Source organism: Nonomuraea sp. B19D2 (genome assembly GCF_040137845.1).
Lineage (GTDB): Bacteria > Actinomycetota > Actinomycetes > Streptosporangiales > Streptosporangiaceae > Nonomuraea.
This window is the reverse complement of record NZ_JBEFAK010000057.1, coordinates 1-17,162: the sequence shown is the minus strand read 5'-3', so window position 1 is coordinate 17,162 and position 17,162 is coordinate 1. Positions and strand designations below refer to the sequence as shown.

General features: G+C 70.3%; 21 protein-coding genes. 14 read left to right on the top strand and 7 right to left on the bottom strand.

Features of this window, described 5'->3' with window-relative positions; genetic code table 11:
- Positions 1-20: 20 nt before the first annotated feature.
- Both ABN273_RS51535 and ABN273_RS51530 read left to right on the top strand, forming a co-directional pair.
- Positions 21-263 (top strand): hypothetical protein, encoded by a 243-nt coding sequence (locus ABN273_RS51535; RefSeq protein ID WP_349457048.1) that lies wholly within the window; start codon positions 21-23, stop codon positions 261-263.
- 517 nt (positions 264-780) lie between these two features.
- Positions 781-1,416, top strand: a complete 636-nt coding sequence (locus tag ABN273_RS51530; RefSeq protein WP_349457047.1) for an MOSC domain-containing protein — start codon at positions 781-783, stop codon at positions 1,414-1,416.
- 65 nt (positions 1,417-1,481) lie between these two features.
- On the opposite strand, the gene ABN273_RS51525 is transcribed toward ABN273_RS51530, so the two are convergent.
- Positions 1,482-2,687 carry a styrene monooxygenase/indole monooxygenase family protein gene (locus ABN273_RS51525; protein ID WP_349457046.1) on the bottom strand — a complete coding sequence of 402 codons (1,206 nt, stop codon included), beginning with the start codon at positions 2,685-2,687 and terminating at the stop codon, positions 1,482-1,484.
- A gap of 88 nt (positions 2,688-2,775) precedes the next feature.
- On the opposite strand from ABN273_RS51525, the gene hemW reads away from it, so the two are divergent.
- Positions 2,776-3,996, top strand: coding sequence for a radical SAM family heme chaperone HemW (gene hemW, locus ABN273_RS51520; RefSeq protein WP_349457045.1), 1,221 nt, complete (start codon positions 2,776-2,778; stop codon positions 3,994-3,996).
- On the opposite strand, the gene ABN273_RS51515 is transcribed toward hemW, so the two are convergent.
- From ABN273_RS51515 to ABN273_RS51505, 3 genes are read right to left on the bottom strand one after another with little or no spacing between them, the layout of a single operon-like run.
- Positions 3,993-4,850, bottom strand: coding sequence for a DUF4870 domain-containing protein (locus ABN273_RS51515; protein ID WP_349457044.1), 858 nt, complete (start codon positions 4,848-4,850; stop codon positions 3,993-3,995). The two genes, hemW and ABN273_RS51515, sit on opposite strands and share 4 nt — an antisense overlap.
- Complete coding sequence (locus ABN273_RS51510; RefSeq protein ID WP_349457043.1) at positions 4,847-5,653, bottom strand: DUF3097 domain-containing protein; 807 nt, start codon at positions 5,651-5,653, stop codon at positions 4,847-4,849. Before ABN273_RS51510 ends, ABN273_RS51515 begins: the two co-directional genes overlap by 4 nt.
- A 17-nt stretch (positions 5,654-5,670) precedes the next feature.
- Entirely contained in the window at positions 5,671-6,108 is a 438-nt protein-coding gene (locus ABN273_RS51505; protein WP_349457042.1) for a hypothetical protein, read from the bottom strand.
- 461 nt (positions 6,109-6,569) lie between these two features.
- Between ABN273_RS51505 and hrcA the strand changes: the two genes are divergently transcribed.
- Genes hrcA through ABN273_RS51490 form a run of 3 tightly spaced genes read left to right on the top strand, consistent with a single transcriptional unit; the run spans position 6,570 to position 9,461 of the window.
- Positions 6,570-7,583, top strand: a complete 1,014-nt coding sequence (gene hrcA, locus ABN273_RS51500; RefSeq protein WP_349457041.1) for a heat-inducible transcriptional repressor HrcA — start codon at positions 6,570-6,572, stop codon at positions 7,581-7,583.
- 11 nt (positions 7,584-7,594) lie between these two features.
- Positions 7,595-8,734: a molecular chaperone DnaJ gene (gene dnaJ, locus ABN273_RS51495; protein ID WP_349457040.1), complete on the top strand. Its 1,140-nt coding sequence runs from the start codon at positions 7,595-7,597 to the stop codon at positions 8,732-8,734.
- Between the two features lies 1 nt (position 8,735).
- On the top strand, positions 8,736-9,461 hold the full coding sequence (locus tag ABN273_RS51490; protein WP_349457039.1) for a 16S rRNA (uracil(1498)-N(3))-methyltransferase: 726 nt from the start codon (positions 8,736-8,738) through the stop codon (positions 9,459-9,461).
- Positions 9,462-9,468: 7 nt separating this feature from the next.
- Here ABN273_RS51490 and ABN273_RS51485 read toward each other — a convergent pair whose 3' ends face one another.
- Positions 9,469-10,119 (bottom strand): hypothetical protein, encoded by a 651-nt coding sequence (locus ABN273_RS51485; RefSeq protein WP_349457038.1) that lies wholly within the window; start codon positions 10,117-10,119, stop codon positions 9,469-9,471.
- Positions 10,116-10,628 carry a SigE family RNA polymerase sigma factor gene (locus ABN273_RS51480; protein ID WP_344987656.1) on the bottom strand — a complete coding sequence of 171 codons (513 nt, stop codon included), beginning with the start codon at positions 10,626-10,628 and terminating at the stop codon, positions 10,116-10,118. The genes ABN273_RS51485 and ABN273_RS51480 overlap by 4 nt, the downstream gene beginning before the upstream one ends.
- 278 nt (positions 10,629-10,906) lie before the next feature.
- On the opposite strand from ABN273_RS51480, the gene ABN273_RS51475 reads away from it, so the two are divergent.
- From ABN273_RS51475 to era, 8 genes are all read left to right on the top strand, one after another.
- Positions 10,907-11,251 (top strand): histidine triad nucleotide-binding protein, encoded by a 345-nt coding sequence (locus tag ABN273_RS51475; RefSeq protein WP_349457037.1) that lies wholly within the window; start codon positions 10,907-10,909, stop codon positions 11,249-11,251.
- Positions 11,252-11,342: 91 nt separating this feature from the next.
- The gene (locus tag ABN273_RS51470) at positions 11,343-12,383 is read left to right on the top strand and encodes a PhoH family protein (protein ID WP_349457036.1); all 1,041 of its coding nucleotides are present in this window, start codon (positions 11,343-11,345) and stop codon (positions 12,381-12,383) included.
- Positions 12,380-12,850: an rRNA maturation RNase YbeY gene (gene ybeY / locus ABN273_RS51465; protein WP_349457035.1), complete on the top strand. Its 471-nt coding sequence runs from the start codon at positions 12,380-12,382 to the stop codon at positions 12,848-12,850. Before ABN273_RS51470 ends, ybeY begins: the two co-directional genes overlap by 4 nt.
- Positions 12,851-12,852: 2 nt before the next feature.
- Positions 12,853-14,148 carry a hemolysin family protein gene (locus tag ABN273_RS51460; RefSeq protein ID WP_349457034.1) on the top strand — a complete coding sequence of 432 codons (1,296 nt, stop codon included), beginning with the start codon at positions 12,853-12,855 and terminating at the stop codon, positions 14,146-14,148.
- Positions 14,149-14,469: 321 nt separating this feature from the next.
- The gene (locus ABN273_RS51455; RefSeq protein ID WP_349457033.1) at positions 14,470-15,096 is read left to right on the top strand and encodes a hypothetical protein; all 627 of its coding nucleotides are present in this window, start codon (positions 14,470-14,472) and stop codon (positions 15,094-15,096) included.
- A gap of 9 nt (positions 15,097-15,105) precedes the next feature.
- Positions 15,106-15,423, top strand: a complete 318-nt coding sequence (locus ABN273_RS51450; RefSeq protein WP_349457032.1) for a cytidine deaminase-like protein — start codon at positions 15,106-15,108, stop codon at positions 15,421-15,423.
- A gap of 2 nt (positions 15,424-15,425) precedes the next feature.
- Entirely contained in the window at positions 15,426-15,902 is a 477-nt protein-coding gene (locus tag ABN273_RS51445; protein ID WP_349457031.1) for an NUDIX domain-containing protein, read from the top strand.
- An 18-nt stretch (positions 15,903-15,920) separates the two neighbouring features.
- Complete coding sequence (gene era, locus ABN273_RS51440) at positions 15,921-16,829, top strand: GTPase Era (protein WP_349457030.1); 909 nt, start codon at positions 15,921-15,923, stop codon at positions 16,827-16,829.
- A gap of 3 nt (positions 16,830-16,832) precedes the next feature.
- Here era and ABN273_RS51435 read toward each other — a convergent pair.
- Positions 16,833-17,162, bottom strand: a 330-nt coding sequence (locus tag ABN273_RS51435; protein WP_349457029.1) for a hypothetical protein, incomplete at its 5' end; no start/stop codon positions are given.

The window sequence follows — 17,162 nt, the reverse complement described above, 5'->3', positions numbered from 1 at the left end:
CCGCCGTTTTGGGGGTCGCTGTGGCTGAGGAGACTCGACGGCTGCTGCGGCTCCACCTGGCTCCGGGCGAGGAGGGGGACGACGGCACGGTGCTCGTCGATGTGCCCTACCCCGATGCGGTCGTGGTGACGGCGCTGCTCGACGTGGCGGCGGAGTGTTTCGGCGAGCGGGGCGACTCGGTCGAGGAGACCAGGCAGGCGGCGCTGGAGACGTTGTTACAGCTGGCCGGATTCGACGGCGAGTCCCAGCTCGGCTCGGGTTGATCCGCGGCTGCGCCCGTACGCCCGTGACTGCTCACCCGCGCCGTCCCAGCGGCGACGGCGCACTCCCGCGATCTTCGCGGCCCACCGCTCATGCTTCACGGGCCCCGTCCGTGGTCCTGGACGGCGGTTCTCGAGGCGCGGCGATCGGGGAGTGTGGAGGTTCCATCCGGTGGTGGCCCGCGTGGAGGTTTCCACGCGGTGGCGGAACGCGTAGGTGACCGCCTGCGCCCGGTGGCCTCCATGCCGTGCATCCGGTCGTCGACCACGATCACCTTGGTCATGACGGCACCTTCAGATGTACCAGGAAGCCGCCGTCGTGTTCGCCTGCCGACAGCGTTCCGCCCAGGAGCGTTCGCGCAAGCCCACGACGCCGTAGCCGCCTCCTGGGGAGCCCCTCTCGCTGGAGGGAGGGTTCGTGACGCGCAGTTCACACCAGGGTCGGCCGAACTTGGGTGGAGGGCCGAGGTGAGGGGGAATCGGTTGGCTATTCGGAGTGGGTGCGGGTTACCGTCCAACTATGCGCGTTCTCTCCGTAAATGTGGGCAAACCGGTCGAGGCTGAGTGGGCGGGGAAGCTGGGGCGTACTGCGATCGACAAGCAGCGGGTCACACACCGGGTGGGGGTGCTGGCCAACGGGCTCGCCGGCGACGAGCGGGCCGACAAGGAGCACCACGGCTCGCCCGATCATGCCGTCTACTCGTATGCGAGGGAGGACTACGACTGGTGGGAACGCGAGCTCGGGCGGGAGCTGCGTGACGGGCGGTTCGGGGAGAACCTGACCACGTCCGGCCTCGACGTCACCGGCGCCCTGATCGGCGAGCGGTGGCGGGTGGGCAGCGCCGTGCTGGAGGTGAGCGGGCCCCGGATACCGTGTGTGGTGTTCCGCAACTGGATGGACGAGCCCGGGTGGGTCAAGCGGTTCACGGAGGCGGGGCGGCCCGGGGCGTACCTGCGGGTGGTCGAGCTCGGTGAGCTGGGCGCAGGGGACTCGGTGGAGATCGTCTCGCGGCCTGAGGCCGGAATCACGGTGGGCGACTGGTTCCGTGCCCGCCACGGGGACGTGGACGCGCTCCGCCGTATTCTGGCGGTTCCTGGACACGACGCCGAGTGGGACCGGATGGCTGAGCGGGTGCTCGGCGACGTGTCCTCCTGAGCCTCGTTGTCACGGGGCGCGGTGATGTCACGGAGGTCGGTGGCGCGGACGTCTCCGGGGTGTGCTCATACGGGATCGCCGTCGACGATCCGTGCCACCTCCTCCGGGCTGGAGATCACCGCCCACGCGTACGCCGGGTTCGCGAACAGCCCAAGGACCAGGTCCGCCACGTCCTGCCTGGTTGCGGCGGCCAGCAGCAGGGTCATGACGTGCTCTGCCGGCGGGCGCAGGAACGCGTTGGTCCAGTGCGTGACCGGTGCCGCCGCCTCCCACATCCGCTCCGCCGTGGTGTGGCCGAAGGCGGCGTCGTACGGGCCACCCGCCGCGATGGCGTCGGCCGCGATCCAGGCGCAGGCCGAGCCCAGGTTCGCGCCTTGGCCGGTCAGCGGGTCGTTGGTGATCCAGGCGTCGCCGACGGCCAGCGCGATCCGGCCGCTGGGCAGCTCCGCCACCGCCTCCCGTACGACCGGCGTGACCGCGCCCTGCAACAGATCCTCCTTGCCCAGCAGCTCGAAGCCCGTGTCCGTCCGCTCGGCCAGCCGCGGCGCGTGCTCGGGCAGCAGCCTCGCCAGCTCTCCGGCGACCTCAGCCGCGGGCAGGCGCGAGATCGGCTCCAGCGGCCCGCCGGGGACCGCCTCGACCAGGACGCCGGAGGCCACGCCGTGCCTGGTCATCATCGGCAAGCGGAGGATCTCCCCGCATCCCGGCGAGACGTTGTAGCTGAACATGGGGCCGAGGTCGAGACCGCCGTACAACCCGGCCGTGAGGATGCGCTGCGGCCGGTCGTACGGTGAGCGCGTCGGGTCGGGCGGGAACAGCTCCGCCACCGAGCGCCGCCCGGCCGCCACCACCATCAGCTCGTGCTCCCGCGACCAGCGGTCCACCTGCGCCGCGTCGGGAGCGGCGCCCGTGACGACGAGCTCGCCGCCCCGGCCGGTGAAATCGTCCAGGTACGCGGGGAGCAGCAACCGGAAGTCGACCGCGTGGATCGGCTCGGGGACCCGGCCGAGGAACTCCAGCGGCGGATCCCCCTTGATCGAGAGCTTGGCGGAAGTCATCAGGCACCCGGGATCGCGATAGTGCTCGCTGCCCAGCTCCCGCTCGCGCGCCTGGGTGTGCCCCATCCTGCCCACCGTGTTGGGCAGGCGTCCCGAGCGCATGGCGTCGGCGTCGGCCTCGCTGTAGAGCGTGGCGTCGATGCCGAGCTGCTGCAGGCGCAGCGCGAGGGTCAGACCGGAGATCCCCGCGCCCACGATGCCGATGCCCGCCATGGGGACCCCTTTCAGCCGGTTCGGCACCAGTGGATACCCCGGGGGTTGCAATTCGATAGCACCCCCGAGTACCCGGCAAACTGGAAGCGTGCCATCCACCCTGCCTGACGGCGATCCTGCACCCACCTCGGGCGAGCTGCCCGACAGCGCCCTGAGGGGCCTCGGCGAGCGTCCGTTCGGCTTCTACGTGCACGTGCCGTTCTGCGTGACCCGCTGCGGCTACTGCGACTTCAACACCTACACCGCCGCCGAGCTGGGCCCCGGCGCCTCCCATCGGGACTACGCGGACACGGTCGTCGAGGAGATCCGCCTCGCGCGCCGCGTCCTGGGCGCGGCCGACCTGCCGGTGGAGACGGTGTTCTTCGGCGGCGGCACGCCCACACTGTTGCCCCCGGAAGACCTGGCCAGGATCCTGGCCGCGATCGACTCGGAGTTCGGGCTGCGGCCGGGGGCCGAGGTGACCACCGAGGCCAACCCCGAGTCCGTGGACCCGGCCTACCTCGACAAGCTCCGCCAGGGCGGCTTCAACCGGGTCAGCTTCGGCATGCAGAGCGTACGCGAGCACGTGCTCCAGGTGCTCGACCGCCGGCACACCCCCGGCAGGGCGGCGGCGGCCGTGCGGGAGGCCAGGCAGGCCGGGTTCGAGCACGTCAACCTCGACCTCATCTACAGCACACCGGGCGAGTCCGACGACGACTGGCGGGCCTCGCTGGCCGCCGCGATCGAGGCCGGGCCCGACCACGTGTCGGCGTACTCACTGATCGTCGAGGAGGGCACCAGGCTGGCGGCCAGGATCAGGCGCGGCGAGTTGCCCATGCCCGACGACGACGTGGCCGCCGACCGCTACCAGATCGCCGACGAGCTGCTGTCGCAGGCCGGGTTCAGCTGGTACGAGGTGTCCAACTGGGCCACCTCCGACCAGGCACGCTGCCGCCACAACCTGCTCTACTGGACGGGCGGCGACTGGTGGGCCGCCGGGCCCGGCGCCCACAGCCACGTCGGCGGCACCCGCTGGTGGAACGTCAAGCACCCGGCCGCCTACGCCCAGCGCCTGGCCGCCGGCGCCTCGCCCGCTCATGCGCGCGAGGTGCTCGAGGACGACGACCGGGCGGCCGAGCGGCTGATGCTGGAGCTGCGGCTGTCGTCCGGCTACCCGCTGGCCGAGGTGGCGCCCGCCGCGCGCCCGGCCGTGGCGAGCGCCCTGGCGCGCGGGCTGCTGGAGCCCGGGCCGTTCAGGTCGGGCCTGATGATGCTCACGCTCCAGGGACGGCTGCTGGCCGACGCCCTCATCAGGGATCTGCTGGTCTAGGTGATCATGCGGATGGCGAACGGGTAGCGGTACCTCTCGCCCCGGTTGGTGGCCATTGCGCCCTGGATGTGGAAGATCAGGGACAGGATCCAGATGACCGGCAGCAGGAGCACGCCGATGAAGATGAACGACAGGATGAAGGCGATGACGTAGCCGATGAACATCGTGATCTGGAAGTTGAGCGCCTCCGCCGCCTGGTCCCTGACGTAGGGGGACTCGTCCTTCTTCATCAGGTAGATGATCAGCGGCCCGATCCAGGAGACCAGCAGGCCGAGCAGGTGCGAGAGCATCGCCATGGTGGTGTCGTCGGTGCCCGGGCGGGGGCCGAACCTGCCGGGGACGTACGGCTCTCCAGGGGGCGCGGCGTACCCGTAGCCGGGCTGCCCCGGCGCGGGGCCGTAACCGGGCGGGGGAGGGCCGTAGCTCGGCGGCTGCTGCCCATAGCCAGCCTGCCCATAGCCAGCCTGCCCGTAACCAGCCTGCCCGTAACCGGGCTGGCCGTAGCTCGGAGGCTGCTGGCCGTAACCAGGCTGTCCGTAACCGGGCTGGCCGTAGCCGGGCTGGTCGTAGCTCGGGGGCTGCTGGCCGTAGCCGGGCTGGCCGTAGCTCGGGGGCTGCTGGCCGTAACCAGGCTGGCCGTAGTCCGGTTGTCCATAAGCTGGCTGGCCGTAGGCGGGCTGGGAGCCGGGTTGCTGGCCGTACCCGGGCTGCTGCCCGTACCCGGGCGCTGAGCCGGGCTGCTGTCCGTAGCCCGGTTGCTGGGGACCGGAGCCCTGGCTGGGCGGGATGTCCGATGGTGGGACGAAGCGGGTGGCGTCGTCGTCCGGCGCCGGCTGTGGTGGGTCCTGGCTCATGATGCCTCCGTTACGAAGTCGATCAGTTCCTCGACCCGGCCGAGCAGTTCCGGCTCCAGGTCTGCGTACGTGGAGACGGCGCCGTGGATCCGCCGCCATGCCTCCGCGGGCTCCATGCGCCAGCCCAGGGCGGCGATCACGCCCTCTTTCCACGGCACCCCGCGCGGCACGGTGGGCCAGGCGGGAATGCGCAGCACGGACGGCTTGACCGCCTGCCAGATGTCGATGAACGGATGCCCCACGACGAGCACGTCCGGCGAGGTGATCTCGGCCGCGATCCTGCTCTCCTTGGACCCGGGAACGAGATGGTCCACCAGCACCCCCAGCCGGCGCCCCGGCTCCGGGCCGAACTCCGCCACGATGGCCGGCAGGTGGTCCACGCCCTCCAGGTATTCGACCACGACCCCCTCGACCCGCAGGTCATGACCCCAGATCTTCTCGACCAGGGCGGCGTCGTGCACGCCCTCCACATAGATCCGGCTCTCCTTGGCGACCCTCGCCCGCAGCCCCTCCACGGCGATGGAACCCGACGCGCTGCGCCTGGGGCCCGCGGGGGCCGCCGTCGGGCGTACCAGCGTCACGGGCTTACCCTCCAGCAGGAAAGCGGCGGGCGCGAGCGGGAACAGCCGGCGCCTGCCGAACCGGTCTTCGAGCGTCACGGCCTCCTTGTCGCAGGCCACCACCGCGCCGCAGAAGCCGCTGTCGGCGTCCTCCACGACGAGGTCCAGCTCGGCGGGCACTTTGGGGATCTTGCCCTTCCCCGGTCGCCGCCAATTTCCCGCCAGCACATCGCCCTCGTACACACGGGGACCGTAGCAAATCACCCGCTGACCGCAAGGCGCTTACGCGCGCCACTACGGCGTACCAGGACGACGACGGTGCCGATGACGGCCACGAGCAGCCCCGCGCCCGGGATCAGGAGGAGCGCGGCCACCCCGCCGGCGATGCCGCCCGTGGCCGAGGCCAGCTCACGGCCCACGCCGAAACGCACGTCTGCCTGCTCCTCGGTGGCGCAGATCAGCTGGTAGTCGCCCTTGGCCGGGGCGTTGATCACGAGGAGCTGCTCCCAGGTGACGGCTCCGGACGTGACCTTCTGCGTGCCCCTGGTCTTGGCGAGCTTGGCCTGGCCGGAGATCTGGCACTCGTAGTGGACGGCCGTGTCGCTGGAGAGGTAGATCGCGGGCTTGTTCGCCGGGTCGATCGGCAGCGTCACGCTCTCGCCGGATGCGAACGTCCTGGTCGGGGCGATGTCGTTCACGCTACTCACGATGCCCGTGGCGAACAGGACGACGCCGGCGATCGCGCACACGACGAAGATCCCCCAGGAGAGCCCGATCCACCACAGGCGCGGCTTTATGGCTTTCGAGTCGATTCGAGGGGGAAATTGGGGTTGTTGGCCGTATTGTCCGTACTGAGGAGGTGGGCCGAATTGGGCAGGCGGGCCGTACTGCGGTGGCGCCCCGTGCTGAGGCGGAGGCCCGTACTGCGGCGGAGGCTGCCCATAACCCGGCTGCGACCCGGGCTGGGGGCCGTACGGCGGAGGCGGGGAATTGTCGCTCATGTCGGCAAGTGTGGTACTTGCCCCTTGAAAGAAGCTAGGAGCCAGCTTGCGACCTGGTGTTATCGCACCTTGTGGGCGAGAGCCGTACACTTGGCACTCAGGAACACAGAGTGCTAGATGGTTGTGCTCCTCAGATGTCAGAGGCAGGAGGTGAGCACGTGCTCGACGATCGGAAGCTGGCGGTGCTACGCGCCATTGTCGAAGACTACGTGTCCACCAACGAACCGGTGGGCTCCAAGGCGCTCGCCGAGCGCCACAACCTGAAGGTCTCCCCGGCGACGGTCAGGAACGACATGGCCGCGCTGGAGGAGGAGGGTTACATCACCCAGCCGCACACCAGCGCGGGCCGCGTGCCGACGGACAAGGGCTACCGGCTGTTCGTTGACCGGCTCTCCCAGGTCAAGCCCCTGTCGGCGGCCGAGCGCAGGGCCATTGAGACGTTCCTCGCGGGCGCGGTCGATCTCGACGACGTGGTCACCCGCACGGTCCGGCTGCTCGCGCAGCTGACCAGGCAGGTGGCGGTCGTGCAATACCCGACGCTGACGCGTTCCACGGTCCGGCACGTCGAGCTGGTGCCGCTGAACGACCGGCGGGTCATGCTCGTGCTGATCACCAACACCGGCCGCGTCGAGCAGCGCGTGATCGAGCTGCCCGAAGTGGTGGAGGAAACCCGCATCGCCCATCTGCGCGCGGTGCTCAACGCCTGCCTCGACGGCTGCGGCCTGAGCACCGTGCCCGAGCTGGTCGCCGACCTGCCCGAGCGGCTGCCCGTCGAAGACCGGCCCGCGGTGGCCACGATCCTGTCGGTGCTGCTTGAGACGCTGGTCGAGCGGCACGACGAGAAGATCGTGTTCGCCGGCGCGGCCAACCTGGCGGGCGCCGACTTCACGACCGGCCTGCGTGACGTGCTCGAGGCCCTGGAGGAGCAGGTCGTTCTCATGCGGCTGCTGGGCGAGACTTCCACAGACACACCGTCCGCGCTCACCGTGCGCATCGGCTCCGAAAACCCCTACCTGCGAGGGACATCCATTGTCGCGACCGGATACGGTTCTGGCGACAAGCAACTGGCCCGGCTCGGCGTGCTGGGACCGACGAGGATGGACTACCCGGTTACGATGGGCGCCGTGCGCGCGGTGGCACGCTACGTCAGCCAGATCCTGGCTGCATCATAAGAGGTCGATAAGTGGCAAACAGCGACTACTACGCCACCCTCGGGGTGCGCCGTGACGCCAGTCAGGACGAGATCAAGAAGGCGTACCGCCGCCTGGCCCGCGAGCTGCATCCCGACGTGAATCCCGATCCTGAGACCCAGGAGCGGTTCAAGGAGATCACGCAGGCCTACGAAGTGCTGTCCGACCCCAACAAGCGCCAGATGTACGACCTGGGTGGCGACCCCTTCGGCGGCGCGGGAGCAGGGGCGGCCGCCGGCGGCTTCGGCGCGGGCTTCCCGTTCAGCGACATCATGGACGCCTTCTTCGGCACCGCGGCCGGCGCCAGGGGGCCGCGCTCGCGTGCCCGCAGGGGGCGCAACGCCACCATCCGGGTCGAGCTGGACCTGCGCGAGACGGCGTTCGGCACCACGCGCGAGCTGGTCGTGGACACGGCCGTGCTCTGCGAGGTCTGCCACGGTGCGGGCGCGGCGTCCGGCACGCATCCCGACACCTGCGACATGTGCAGCGGGCGCGGCGAGATCTCCCAGGTCACCCGCTCGTTCCTGGGTCAGGTCATGACCTCGCGGCCGTGCCCGCAGTGTGGCGGGTTCGGCACCATCATCCGCCACCCCTGCCAGGAGTGCTCCGGCGACGGCCGGGTGCGCACCCGCCGTACGATCAAGGTCCGCATCCCCGCGGGCGTCGAGGACGGCACCCACATCCAGCTCGCCGGCGAGGGCGAGATCGGCCCCGGCGGCGGCCCGCCCGGAGACCTGTTCCTGGAGATCGTCGAGCGGGCTCACGAGATCTTCGAGCGGCGTGGTGACGACCTCCACTGCACCGTGCAGATCCCGATGACGGCCGCCGCGCTCGGCACCATCCTGACCGTGGAGACGCTCGACGGCGCGGAGGAGATCGACGTCCGCCCCGGCACGCAGTCGGGCCAGGTCATCACCATGTTCGGGCGGGGCGTGCAGCGGCTCAACGAGTCCGGCCGCGGCGACCTGCTGATCCACGTCAACGTCGAGACCCCGACCCGGCTCGACCTCGCGCAGGAGGAGCTCCTGCGCGAGCTGGCCAAGCAGCGGGGCGAGGAGCGGCCGCCGGGCAAGTTCGCCCCCGGCCAGCAGGGCTTCTTCTCCCGGCTGCGCGACGCCTTCAACGGCAGGTGACGTGACCGTCCCGGTGTTCCTGTCCCAGGAGCTGGACGGGCCCGAGCTGACGCTCTCCGGCCCCGAGGGGCGGCACGCGGCCTCCGTACGGCGCCTGCGGGCCGGCGAGCGGGTCGATCTGACCGACGGCGCCGGCTCGGTCGCCGAGTGCGTCGTGCGCGCGGCGCTGAAGGACTCACTCAGGCTCGACGTGCTGCGCCGCTACGAGGTCGAGCCGCCCGAGCCGCGGCTGGTCGTCGTCCAGGGGCTGCCCAAGGGCGACAGGGGCGAGCTCGCGGTCGAGATGATGACCGAGGCGGGCGTCGACGTCATCGTGCCCTGGGCGGCCTCGCGCAGCATCACCCAGTGGAAGGGCGACAAGGTCGCCAAGGGGCTGCACCGCTGGCGCTCCACCGCGCGCGAGGCGGGCAAGCAGGCCCGCAGGTTCCACCTGCCTGAAGTGACCGAGCCCGCCACCACCGCGCAGGTCGAGAAGCTGCTGGCGGGCGCGGCGCTGGGCCTGGTGCTGCACGAGGAGGCGGCTGAGCCGCTGTCCGGCGTGGCGCTGCCCGCGTCGGGCGACATCGTGGTGGTCGTGGGGCCCGAGGGGGGCGTCTCGGAGCAGGAGCTGGCCGGGTTCCGGGCGGCGAAGGCGGTGCCGGTGCTGCTGGGGCCCACGGTGCTGCGTACGTCCACGGCGGGGGTGGCGGCGGCCTCGGTGCTGCTCGCGCGTACCGGACGCTGGTAGAGCCCGTTCAGGGCGTCGTGTGGGAGGCGTCCACCAACGGGCTGGTCACGTTGGTGGGGGCGTCGGTGACGTCATCGGGCGGGCACTCGTCGACCGGGCATGACGTGGGCTGCAGCGTCTCCTCCACCGACGGCGACGGCGGTGGCGGCGTCGGCGAGGCTGTGGGGCAATCGGACGGCGGGTCGGCCTGCTCGCTCTGCGGCGTCGGGCACGCGGTCGGAGTCGGAGTCGGGGTCGGAGTCGGGGTCGGCGACGGCCTGCTGGTCGACTCGGCCCTCTTCGTGGGCTGGGGCGACGGGCTCTTGGAGACCTCGGGCACCACGACGGGGTGCTGGTCGTGCGGCGGCTCGCTGGGCGGCGGCTCCTGGGAACGGGTGGTGGAGGAGTTGGACGGGAGTCTGGAGGTCTGGTTCTCGACAGGTTGCGAGTTGATGATCTGCGTGCGCAGCTGCGGAACGGCCATCACGATCGTTCCCGCCACCAGGACGGCGCTGGCGGCGGCCGCGCCCGCTCGCCACCAGAACAGATTACGGACGCCGCGCCGCTCGATACGGGCGCGGATGATCTCCAGTCCGTCCGGCGAGGGCACGACCGCGTCCGCCTCCGCGCGGAGCGTACGGCGCAGGATATCGCCGTACTCGTCGGGGGGCTGGGTCATGACATTTTCTCCAGAACGGATCGCAGTGCGGCCATGCCACGTGCGGTGTGGCTCTTGACCGCGCCCTTGCTGATGCCCATCGCGTGGGCGATCTCAGCTTCGGACAGATCACCGTAGTACCGCAGAACCAGTGCTTCTCTCTGACGGGTGGGCAGGGCGCGTAACGCCTCGATGACGGCGGAGCGTTCCAGCTCGCCGATCGCGCCGTTCTCGGCGCTCGGGGCGTCGGGCAGACCCTTGGGAGCGTACTTCTCGACGACCGCGCGGTGACGCAGCACGGAACGGGACCGGTTGACGACGGATTGACGGAGGTAGGCGAGTGCTTTGTCGGGGTCACGCAGCCTACGCCAGGCGCCATGGATGGCGACGAACGCGTCCTGCACGACCTCCTCAGCTGTTGCCGTGTCTCGCACCAGCAACACGGCGAGACGCACCAACGACCGGAAGTGCGCGCTGTAGAGCGCGGTCACGGCCATGTCGGCATCCCACCCGACCGGCGCCGCCCCCATCGACCTGTCGGCCAGAAGGGTTTCGGTGGTCACATCAATGGGACGCTCAGCCTTCCCAGAGGGTTTACGCTCTTCCGGTTCTTGAGGTTTCCCCGGTTCCTTAGGGTGCATTACCCAGTCGTGTCCTCGCCAGGTGGCGCTCGCCCGACCCTGAATCGTCCTTTTTCGTTGAAGTGTCGCACACACACCCTAACCTTGTGGATCTTCCTTCGCACGACACAGAGGATTACCGATTGGCAACGGGTTTCGTACGTAGGGGCTCTCGGTAGGGTGATCGGGTGAGCGATTGCCTCTTCTGCAAAATCGTCGCCAAGGAGATTCCCGCCGAGATCGTTTATGAAACCGGCAGGACCCTGGCGTTCCGGGACGTCAACCCGCAGGCGCCCACCCACGTGCTGGTCGTCCCGAAGCAGCACCACGCCACTGCCGCGGCGCTCGCCGAGGCCGATGATGGGCTGGCCGACGAAGTGCTCAAGGCCGCCCATTCGGTGGCGGTGCTGGAGCACGTGGCCGACAGCGGCTACCGCGTGGTGTTCAACACCGGGCTCGGCGCCGGGCAGACCGTCTTCCATGTGCACGCCCATGTTCTGGGCGGGCGTGACCTGACCTGGCCGCCCGGCTGATATTGGGGAGAGCGGTCGGCCCGGTCCCGGATACGATGGGCTCAGAAGAACACCGAAAGAGACCGGGAGGCATCAGGCCACTGGCCTGCCCATGTCCGAACTACACGAATCCCGACGCACGGCACCTCCCTCGCGCACTCAAGCCAAGGTGCTGATTCCGGACGAATACTCGATGGTCAGCCTCCTGGGCTCCCGCGACGAGCTGCTACGCGTCATCGAGGGCGCCTTCAGGGCCGACATCCACGTTCGCGGCAACGAGATCACCGTCACCGGCAGCCCCGACGAGAGCGGCGCGGTGGTGCGGCTCTTCGAGGAGCTGGTCGAGGTGCTGCGCAGCGGCGGTGAGCTCACCCCTGACGCGGTCGAGCGCAGCATCGCCATGCTCCGCATGACCTCCGACCGGCCCGCCGAGGTGCTGTCCCTCGACATCCTCTCCTCGCGCGGGCGCACGATCAGGCCGAAGACGGTCAACCAGAAGCGGTACGTCGACGCGATCGACAAGCACACGATCGTGTTCGGCATCGGCCCCGCGGGCACCGGCAAGACCTACCTCGCGATGGCCAAGGCCGTGCGGGCGCTGCAGGAGAAGCGGGTCAACCGGATCATCCTGACCCGCCCGGCCGTCGAGGCCGGCGAGCGGCTGGGCTTCCTGCCCGGCACGCTGTACGAGAAGATCGACCCCTACCTGCGCCCGCTCTACGACGCGCTGCACGACATGCTCGACCCCGACTCCATCCCCAAGCTGATGGCCGCGGGCACGATCGAGGTCGCGCCGCTGGCGTACATGCGCGGACGCACGCTCAACGACGCGTTCATCATCCTCGACGAGGCGCAAAACTCCTCGGCCGAGCAGATGAAGATGTTCCTCACCCGGCTCGGCTTCAACTCCAAGATCGTGGTGACCGGTGACGTGACGCAGGTCGACCTGCCCAACGGCACGGTGAGCGGGCTGCGGGTCGTCCAGGAGATCCTCGACGGCATCCCCGACATCCACTTCGCCCGCCTGACCAGCTCCGACGTGGTCCGCCACAAGCTGGTGAGCGAGATCGTGGACGCGTATGGGCGCTACGACGCCTCGCAGGCCGCCCAGGAGCCGAAGAGTATCCAGCATCGGGGGAAGCGGCGACCATGAGCATCGAGATCAACAACGAGTCGGGCGTCGGGGTCGACGAGGAGAGTCTCGTCGCCCTGGCCGCCCACGTGCTCGGCGAGATGGGCATCAACCCGCTCGCCGAGCTGTCCATCGTGGTGGTCGACGAGGACGCCATGTCCGAGCTGCACGAGAAGTGGATGGGCGAGCCGGGCCCGACCGACGTGCTGGCGTTCCCGATGGACGAGCTGCGTCCGGGCGGGGGCGCGCGCGGCGACTCGGACAGCCCCGCGGACCCGGCGCTCCTCGGCGACGTCGTGCTCTGCCCGCAGGTGGCCGCCAGGCAGGCCGAGGAGGCGGGCCACAGCACGGCCGACGAGCTGGAGCTGCTGTGCACCCACGGCATCCTCCACCTGCTCGGCTACGACCACGCCGAGCCCGATGAGCACAAGGAGATGTTCGGCCTGCAGGCCCGGCTCCTCGAGTCGTGGCAGGAGGTGCGCAACTAGCGGTGAACGCCTGGTTGTTGTCGGCCATCGCCCTTGTGCTCATCGGTGGCCTGATCGCCAGTGCGGAAACGGCACTGACGCGCGTCTCCAGGGTGCGTGCCGAGGAATACGTGCGCGAGGGCCGGCGGGGCGCCGTGCGGCTGCAGGCCATCGTCGACGACCCGCCGCGCTACCTCAACCTGCTCCTGCTGCTCAGGCTGAGCTGCGAGCTGGTGGCCACGGTCATCGCCACGCTGCTGTTCATCGATCTCCTGCACGACCAGGGCTGGGCGTACGTCTGGGCCGCCGTCGTGATGATCGTGACCAGCTACGTCGTGGTGGGCGTGATGCCGCGTACGCTGGGGCGCCAGCACGCCGAGCCCGTCGCGCTGGCCAGCGCGCCCATCGTGTACGGCCTGACCCGCATCTTCGGGCCGCTGCCCAAGCTGCTCATCCTGCTGGGCAACGCCCTGACCCCCGGCAAGGGGTTCCGCGAGGGGCCGTTCACCTCGGAGGCCGAGCTGCGCGACCTGGTCGACCTGGCCGAGGAACGCCGGGTGATCGAGCCGGACGAGCGCGAGATGATCCATTCCGTCTTCGAGCTGGGCGACACGCTGGTGCGCGAGGTCATGGTGCCCCGCACCGACATGGTCTACATCGAACGCGGCAAGACGATCAGCCAGGCCCTGTCGCTGGCCTTGCGCAGCGGGTTCTCCCGCGTCCCCGTCGTGGGCGAGAACGAGGACGACGTCATCGGCATGGCGTACCTCAAGGACATCGCCCGCAAGATCCACGAGGCCGGTGAGGGCGGGGGCAAGGAGACGGTCGAGTCGATCATGCGGCCGGCCGCGTACGTGCCGGAGAGCAAGCCCATCGACCAGCTCATGCGGGAGATGCAGGCGCGGCAGATCCACATCGCCATCGTCATCGACGAGTACGGCGGCACCGCCGGGCTCGTCACGATCGAGGACGTCCTGGAGGAGATCGTCGGCGAGATCACCGACGAGTACGACCAGGAGGCGCCCCGCGTCGAGCCCATGGCCGACGGCGGCATGCGGGTGACGGCCCGGATGCCCGTCGACGAGCTGGGCGAGCTGTTCGACACGGAGATCGAGGTGGACGACGTGGAGACCGTGGGCGGGCTGCTCGCCCACGCGCTCGGGCGGGTGCCGATCGCGGGGTCGCAGGCCGAGGTGGCCGGGCTCATGCTCACCGCCGAGAGCCTGGCGGGCCGCCGCAACCGGATCAGCACCGTCGTGGTGCGCCACGCCAAGGCTCTGGAGGACGAGACCGAACCGGCCCCTGCCGACCACGACTGACCCGCCGGACGAACCCGGGCGAAGACCGCAAGTGTTCTACAAGTCTTCTGCAAGCCCGCCAGGGCACTCTCTTAACACGACATCCAGTGCGGTGGGTGTCACAAGGGGGAGGCATCCGAACGCCGGGTTGGGGTTCGCGGCGGGAGGGTGCACCTCGGGGGGAACGACGGCGTCCGGGCCGGCCAGCCGGCTGTGACGCAGGTCGACGCGAAGGGTGTCCCCATCCGGAGAACCGGATGGGGACACCTTTTTGCGTATTGGTGGAAGCTCCGGTGGATTGCCGCATTCTCCGACAGGGGAAGCTGCGATCCAGGGGGGATCATGAAACGCGAGATCATCGCCTGCGGGCTGCTGGCCTGCGCCCTTGCGGGGTGCGGAGGCGGGGAGGCGGCGAACGTCCTCGACCCGCAGGCCGCGGCGCAGTTGCGCGAGGTGCTCCACAAGGGGCCGCAGTTGCCCGAGGGGTTCGCGGTCAGGCCGGAGCAGGCGTGGCGGATGCCGTTCACGCAGGGCGACGAGAACTGCCGGGCCGTGCTGGAGCCGGCGGGCGGGCAGGCGCCCGGGCAGGCGCTGACGGCCCAGGCGGCGGCCAGCTACCGGGGCGACGGGCTGGGGGAGCAGGCCGGGGTGGGGCTGGCGCGCTACGCGGACGGGGAGGCGGAGGAGCACCTCGACGAGCTGGCCAGGGCCATGGAGTCGTGCCAGGAGCTACGCACCTCCTCCGGCACCGACCTGCGGTCGCAGACGCTGCCGCTGGAGATCGAGGCGGACGAGACCGTGAGCGCGCGGCTGCTCGGGCGGGTGAACGGCTACCCGTATGCGATGGACGTCGTGCTGTCGCGCGTCGGCGACACTCTGGTGTCCGTGGTGCACACGAGCATGGACGACATGGACCCCGCCCGCACGCGCGAGGTGGTCGACGCGGTCATCTCCATGGCCAGCGCCTAACCTGGTTCCGTGACACTCGATCCTGAAGACAACAAGATCATCACTTTGGCCCGGGCCGCCAGGGCGCGCAACGAGTCCGCCGAGGGCGCCGCCGTACGGGATGAGACCGGCCGCACGTATTCGGCGACGAACGTGGCGCTGGACGCGCTGACGCTCTCGGCGGTGCAGGTGGCGGTGGCCATGGCGGTCTCCAGCGGCGCGCGGTCCCTGGAGGCCGTCGCGCTGGTGAGCGAGAGCGCGCCGAGCGCCGCCGACGAGGCCGTGGCCGCGGAGCTGGGCGTCAAGTCGCTGCTCGTGGCCGGTCCCGACGGCACGCTGCGGGGCTGAGCATGCCGATGTCGCCGTTCCTGGCGAGGCTGCGGGAGAAGGTCGGCTCCGAGCTGCTCATGCTGCCGTCGGTGGCGGCGTTCGTGTTCGACGACGCGGGCAGGCTGCTGGTGGCCCGGCACGGCGACGTGGGGCTCTGGGCGGCGCCCGGCGGGGGCATCGACCCGGACGAGCGGCCCGAGGACGCCGCCGTCAGGGAGCTGCGCGAGGAGCTGGACATCGAGATCGAGGTGCGGGGCCTGATCGGGGTCTACGGCGGCCCCGAGTTCCGCACCGTCTACCCGAACGGCCACCAGGTCGGCTACGTCATCGCCGGCTACGGTTGCGCCCTGGTCGCGGGCGTCCCTGAGCCCGACGGCGTCGAGATCAACGGCTACCGGTGGGTGACCGAGCAGGAGCTTTCCGAGCTGGCCACGACCCCGTGGACGCCCGGGGTGGCCCCCGAGGCGTTCGCCTGGTGGCGTGAGCACGCTCATTGATGGGACACAATGCAGTACGTGACTTCGCCAGACAGCCATCGCGCCGGATTCGCCTGCTTCGTGGGGAGGCCGAATGTCGGCAAGTCCACGCTCATGAACGCTCTGGTCGGCAGCAAAGTGGCGATCACCTCGTCCAAGCCGCAGACGACCAGGCGTGCCATCAGGGGCATCGTGCACCGTCCCGACGCCCAGCTCGTCATCGTCGACACCCCGGGCCTGCACCGGCCGCGCACGCTGCTGGGGGAGCGGCTCGACAGCCTGGTGCTGTCCACGCTGACCGAGGTGGACGTGATCGGCTTCTGCGTGCCCGCCAACGAGCCGATCGGCAAGGGTGACCGGTTCATCGCCGACAAGCTCTCGGCGGTGAAGAAGACGCCGGTCGTGGCCGTGGTGACCAAGTGCGACCTGGCGAGCAAGGAGCAGATCGCGGAGCAGCTGCTGGCGGTGTCGCAGGTGGCGGAGTTCGCGGCGATCGTGCCGGTGTCGGCGCAGTCGGGTGAGCAGCTCGACGTGGTGGCCGATGTGCTGATCGAGCACCTGCCGGAGTCGCCGCCGCTCTACGAGGGCGGGCAGCTCACCGACGAGCCGGAGCAGGTGCTGGTGGGCGAGCTGATCAGGGAGGCGGCGCTGGAGGGCGTACGCGACGAGCTGCCCCACTCGATCGCCGTGGTCGTGGACGAGATGCTGCCCCGTGAGGGGCGCGACGACCTGCTGGACATCTACGCGCACATGTTCGTGGAGCGGCCCTCGCAGAAGGCGATCGTCATCGGGCACAAGGGAGAGCGGCTGCGCGAGGTCGGCACCAAGGCCCGCAAGCAGATCGAGGCCCTGCTGGGCACGCGCGTCTACCTGGACCTGCGGATCAGCGTGGCCAAGGACTGGCAGCGCGACCCCAAGCAGCTCCGGCGGCTGGGCTTCTACGACTGACGGTCAGGCGCGGCGCACCAATGCGAGGACGGAGAGCACGACGACCGCCACAGAGCAGCCCAGCGCCGCGAACCAGCCGAACTTGACCACGGGCCCGATCGACAACATCTCGCCCAGGTCCACGGAGATCCGGTCGCGCAGGCCGCCCCCGTCGGTCATGAAGAGCACCAGCACCGCCACCGCCGCGGCTCCGGGGAGGGCGGCCAGGGCGGCGATCCTGGGCCGGGTGAGCAGGCCCGCGACGCCGAAGCCCAGGGAGACCAGCCCGGCCAGCAGTGTGTAGACGCCGAACCGGTCGTCGATCCCGCGAACGTCGTTCGCCAGCGCGCCGCC

Bases quoted from the DNA above. Each gene is read 5' to 3' on its own strand.
- ABN273_RS51515 (WP_349457044.1), bottom strand. From the start codon at position 4,850: ATGAGCCAGGACCCACCACAGCCGGCGCCGGACGACGACGCCACCCGC.
- ABN273_RS51455 (WP_349457033.1), top strand. From the start codon at position 14,470: ATGAAACGCGAGATCATCGCCTGCGGGCTGCTGGCCTGCGCCCTTGCG.
- ABN273_RS51485 (WP_349457038.1), bottom strand. From the start codon at position 10,119: ATGACCCAGCCCCCCGACGAGTACGGCGATATCCTGCGCCGTACGCTC.
- ABN273_RS51470 (WP_349457036.1), top strand. From the start codon at position 11,343: ATGTCCGAACTACACGAATCCCGACGCACGGCACCTCCCTCGCGCACT.
- ABN273_RS51530 (WP_349457047.1), top strand. From the start codon at position 781: ATGCGCGTTCTCTCCGTAAATGTGGGCAAACCGGTCGAGGCTGAGTGG.
- ABN273_RS51480 (WP_344987656.1), bottom strand. From the start codon at position 10,628: ATGGGGGCGGCGCCGGTCGGGTGGGATGCCGACATGGCCGTGACCGCG.
- ABN273_RS51445 (WP_349457031.1), top strand. From the start codon at position 15,426: ATGCCGATGTCGCCGTTCCTGGCGAGGCTGCGGGAGAAGGTCGGCTCC.
- ybeY (WP_349457035.1), top strand. From the start codon at position 12,380: ATGAGCATCGAGATCAACAACGAGTCGGGCGTCGGGGTCGACGAGGAG.
- ABN273_RS51525 (WP_349457046.1), bottom strand. From the start codon at position 2,687: ATGGCGGGCATCGGCATCGTGGGCGCGGGGATCTCCGGTCTGACCCTC.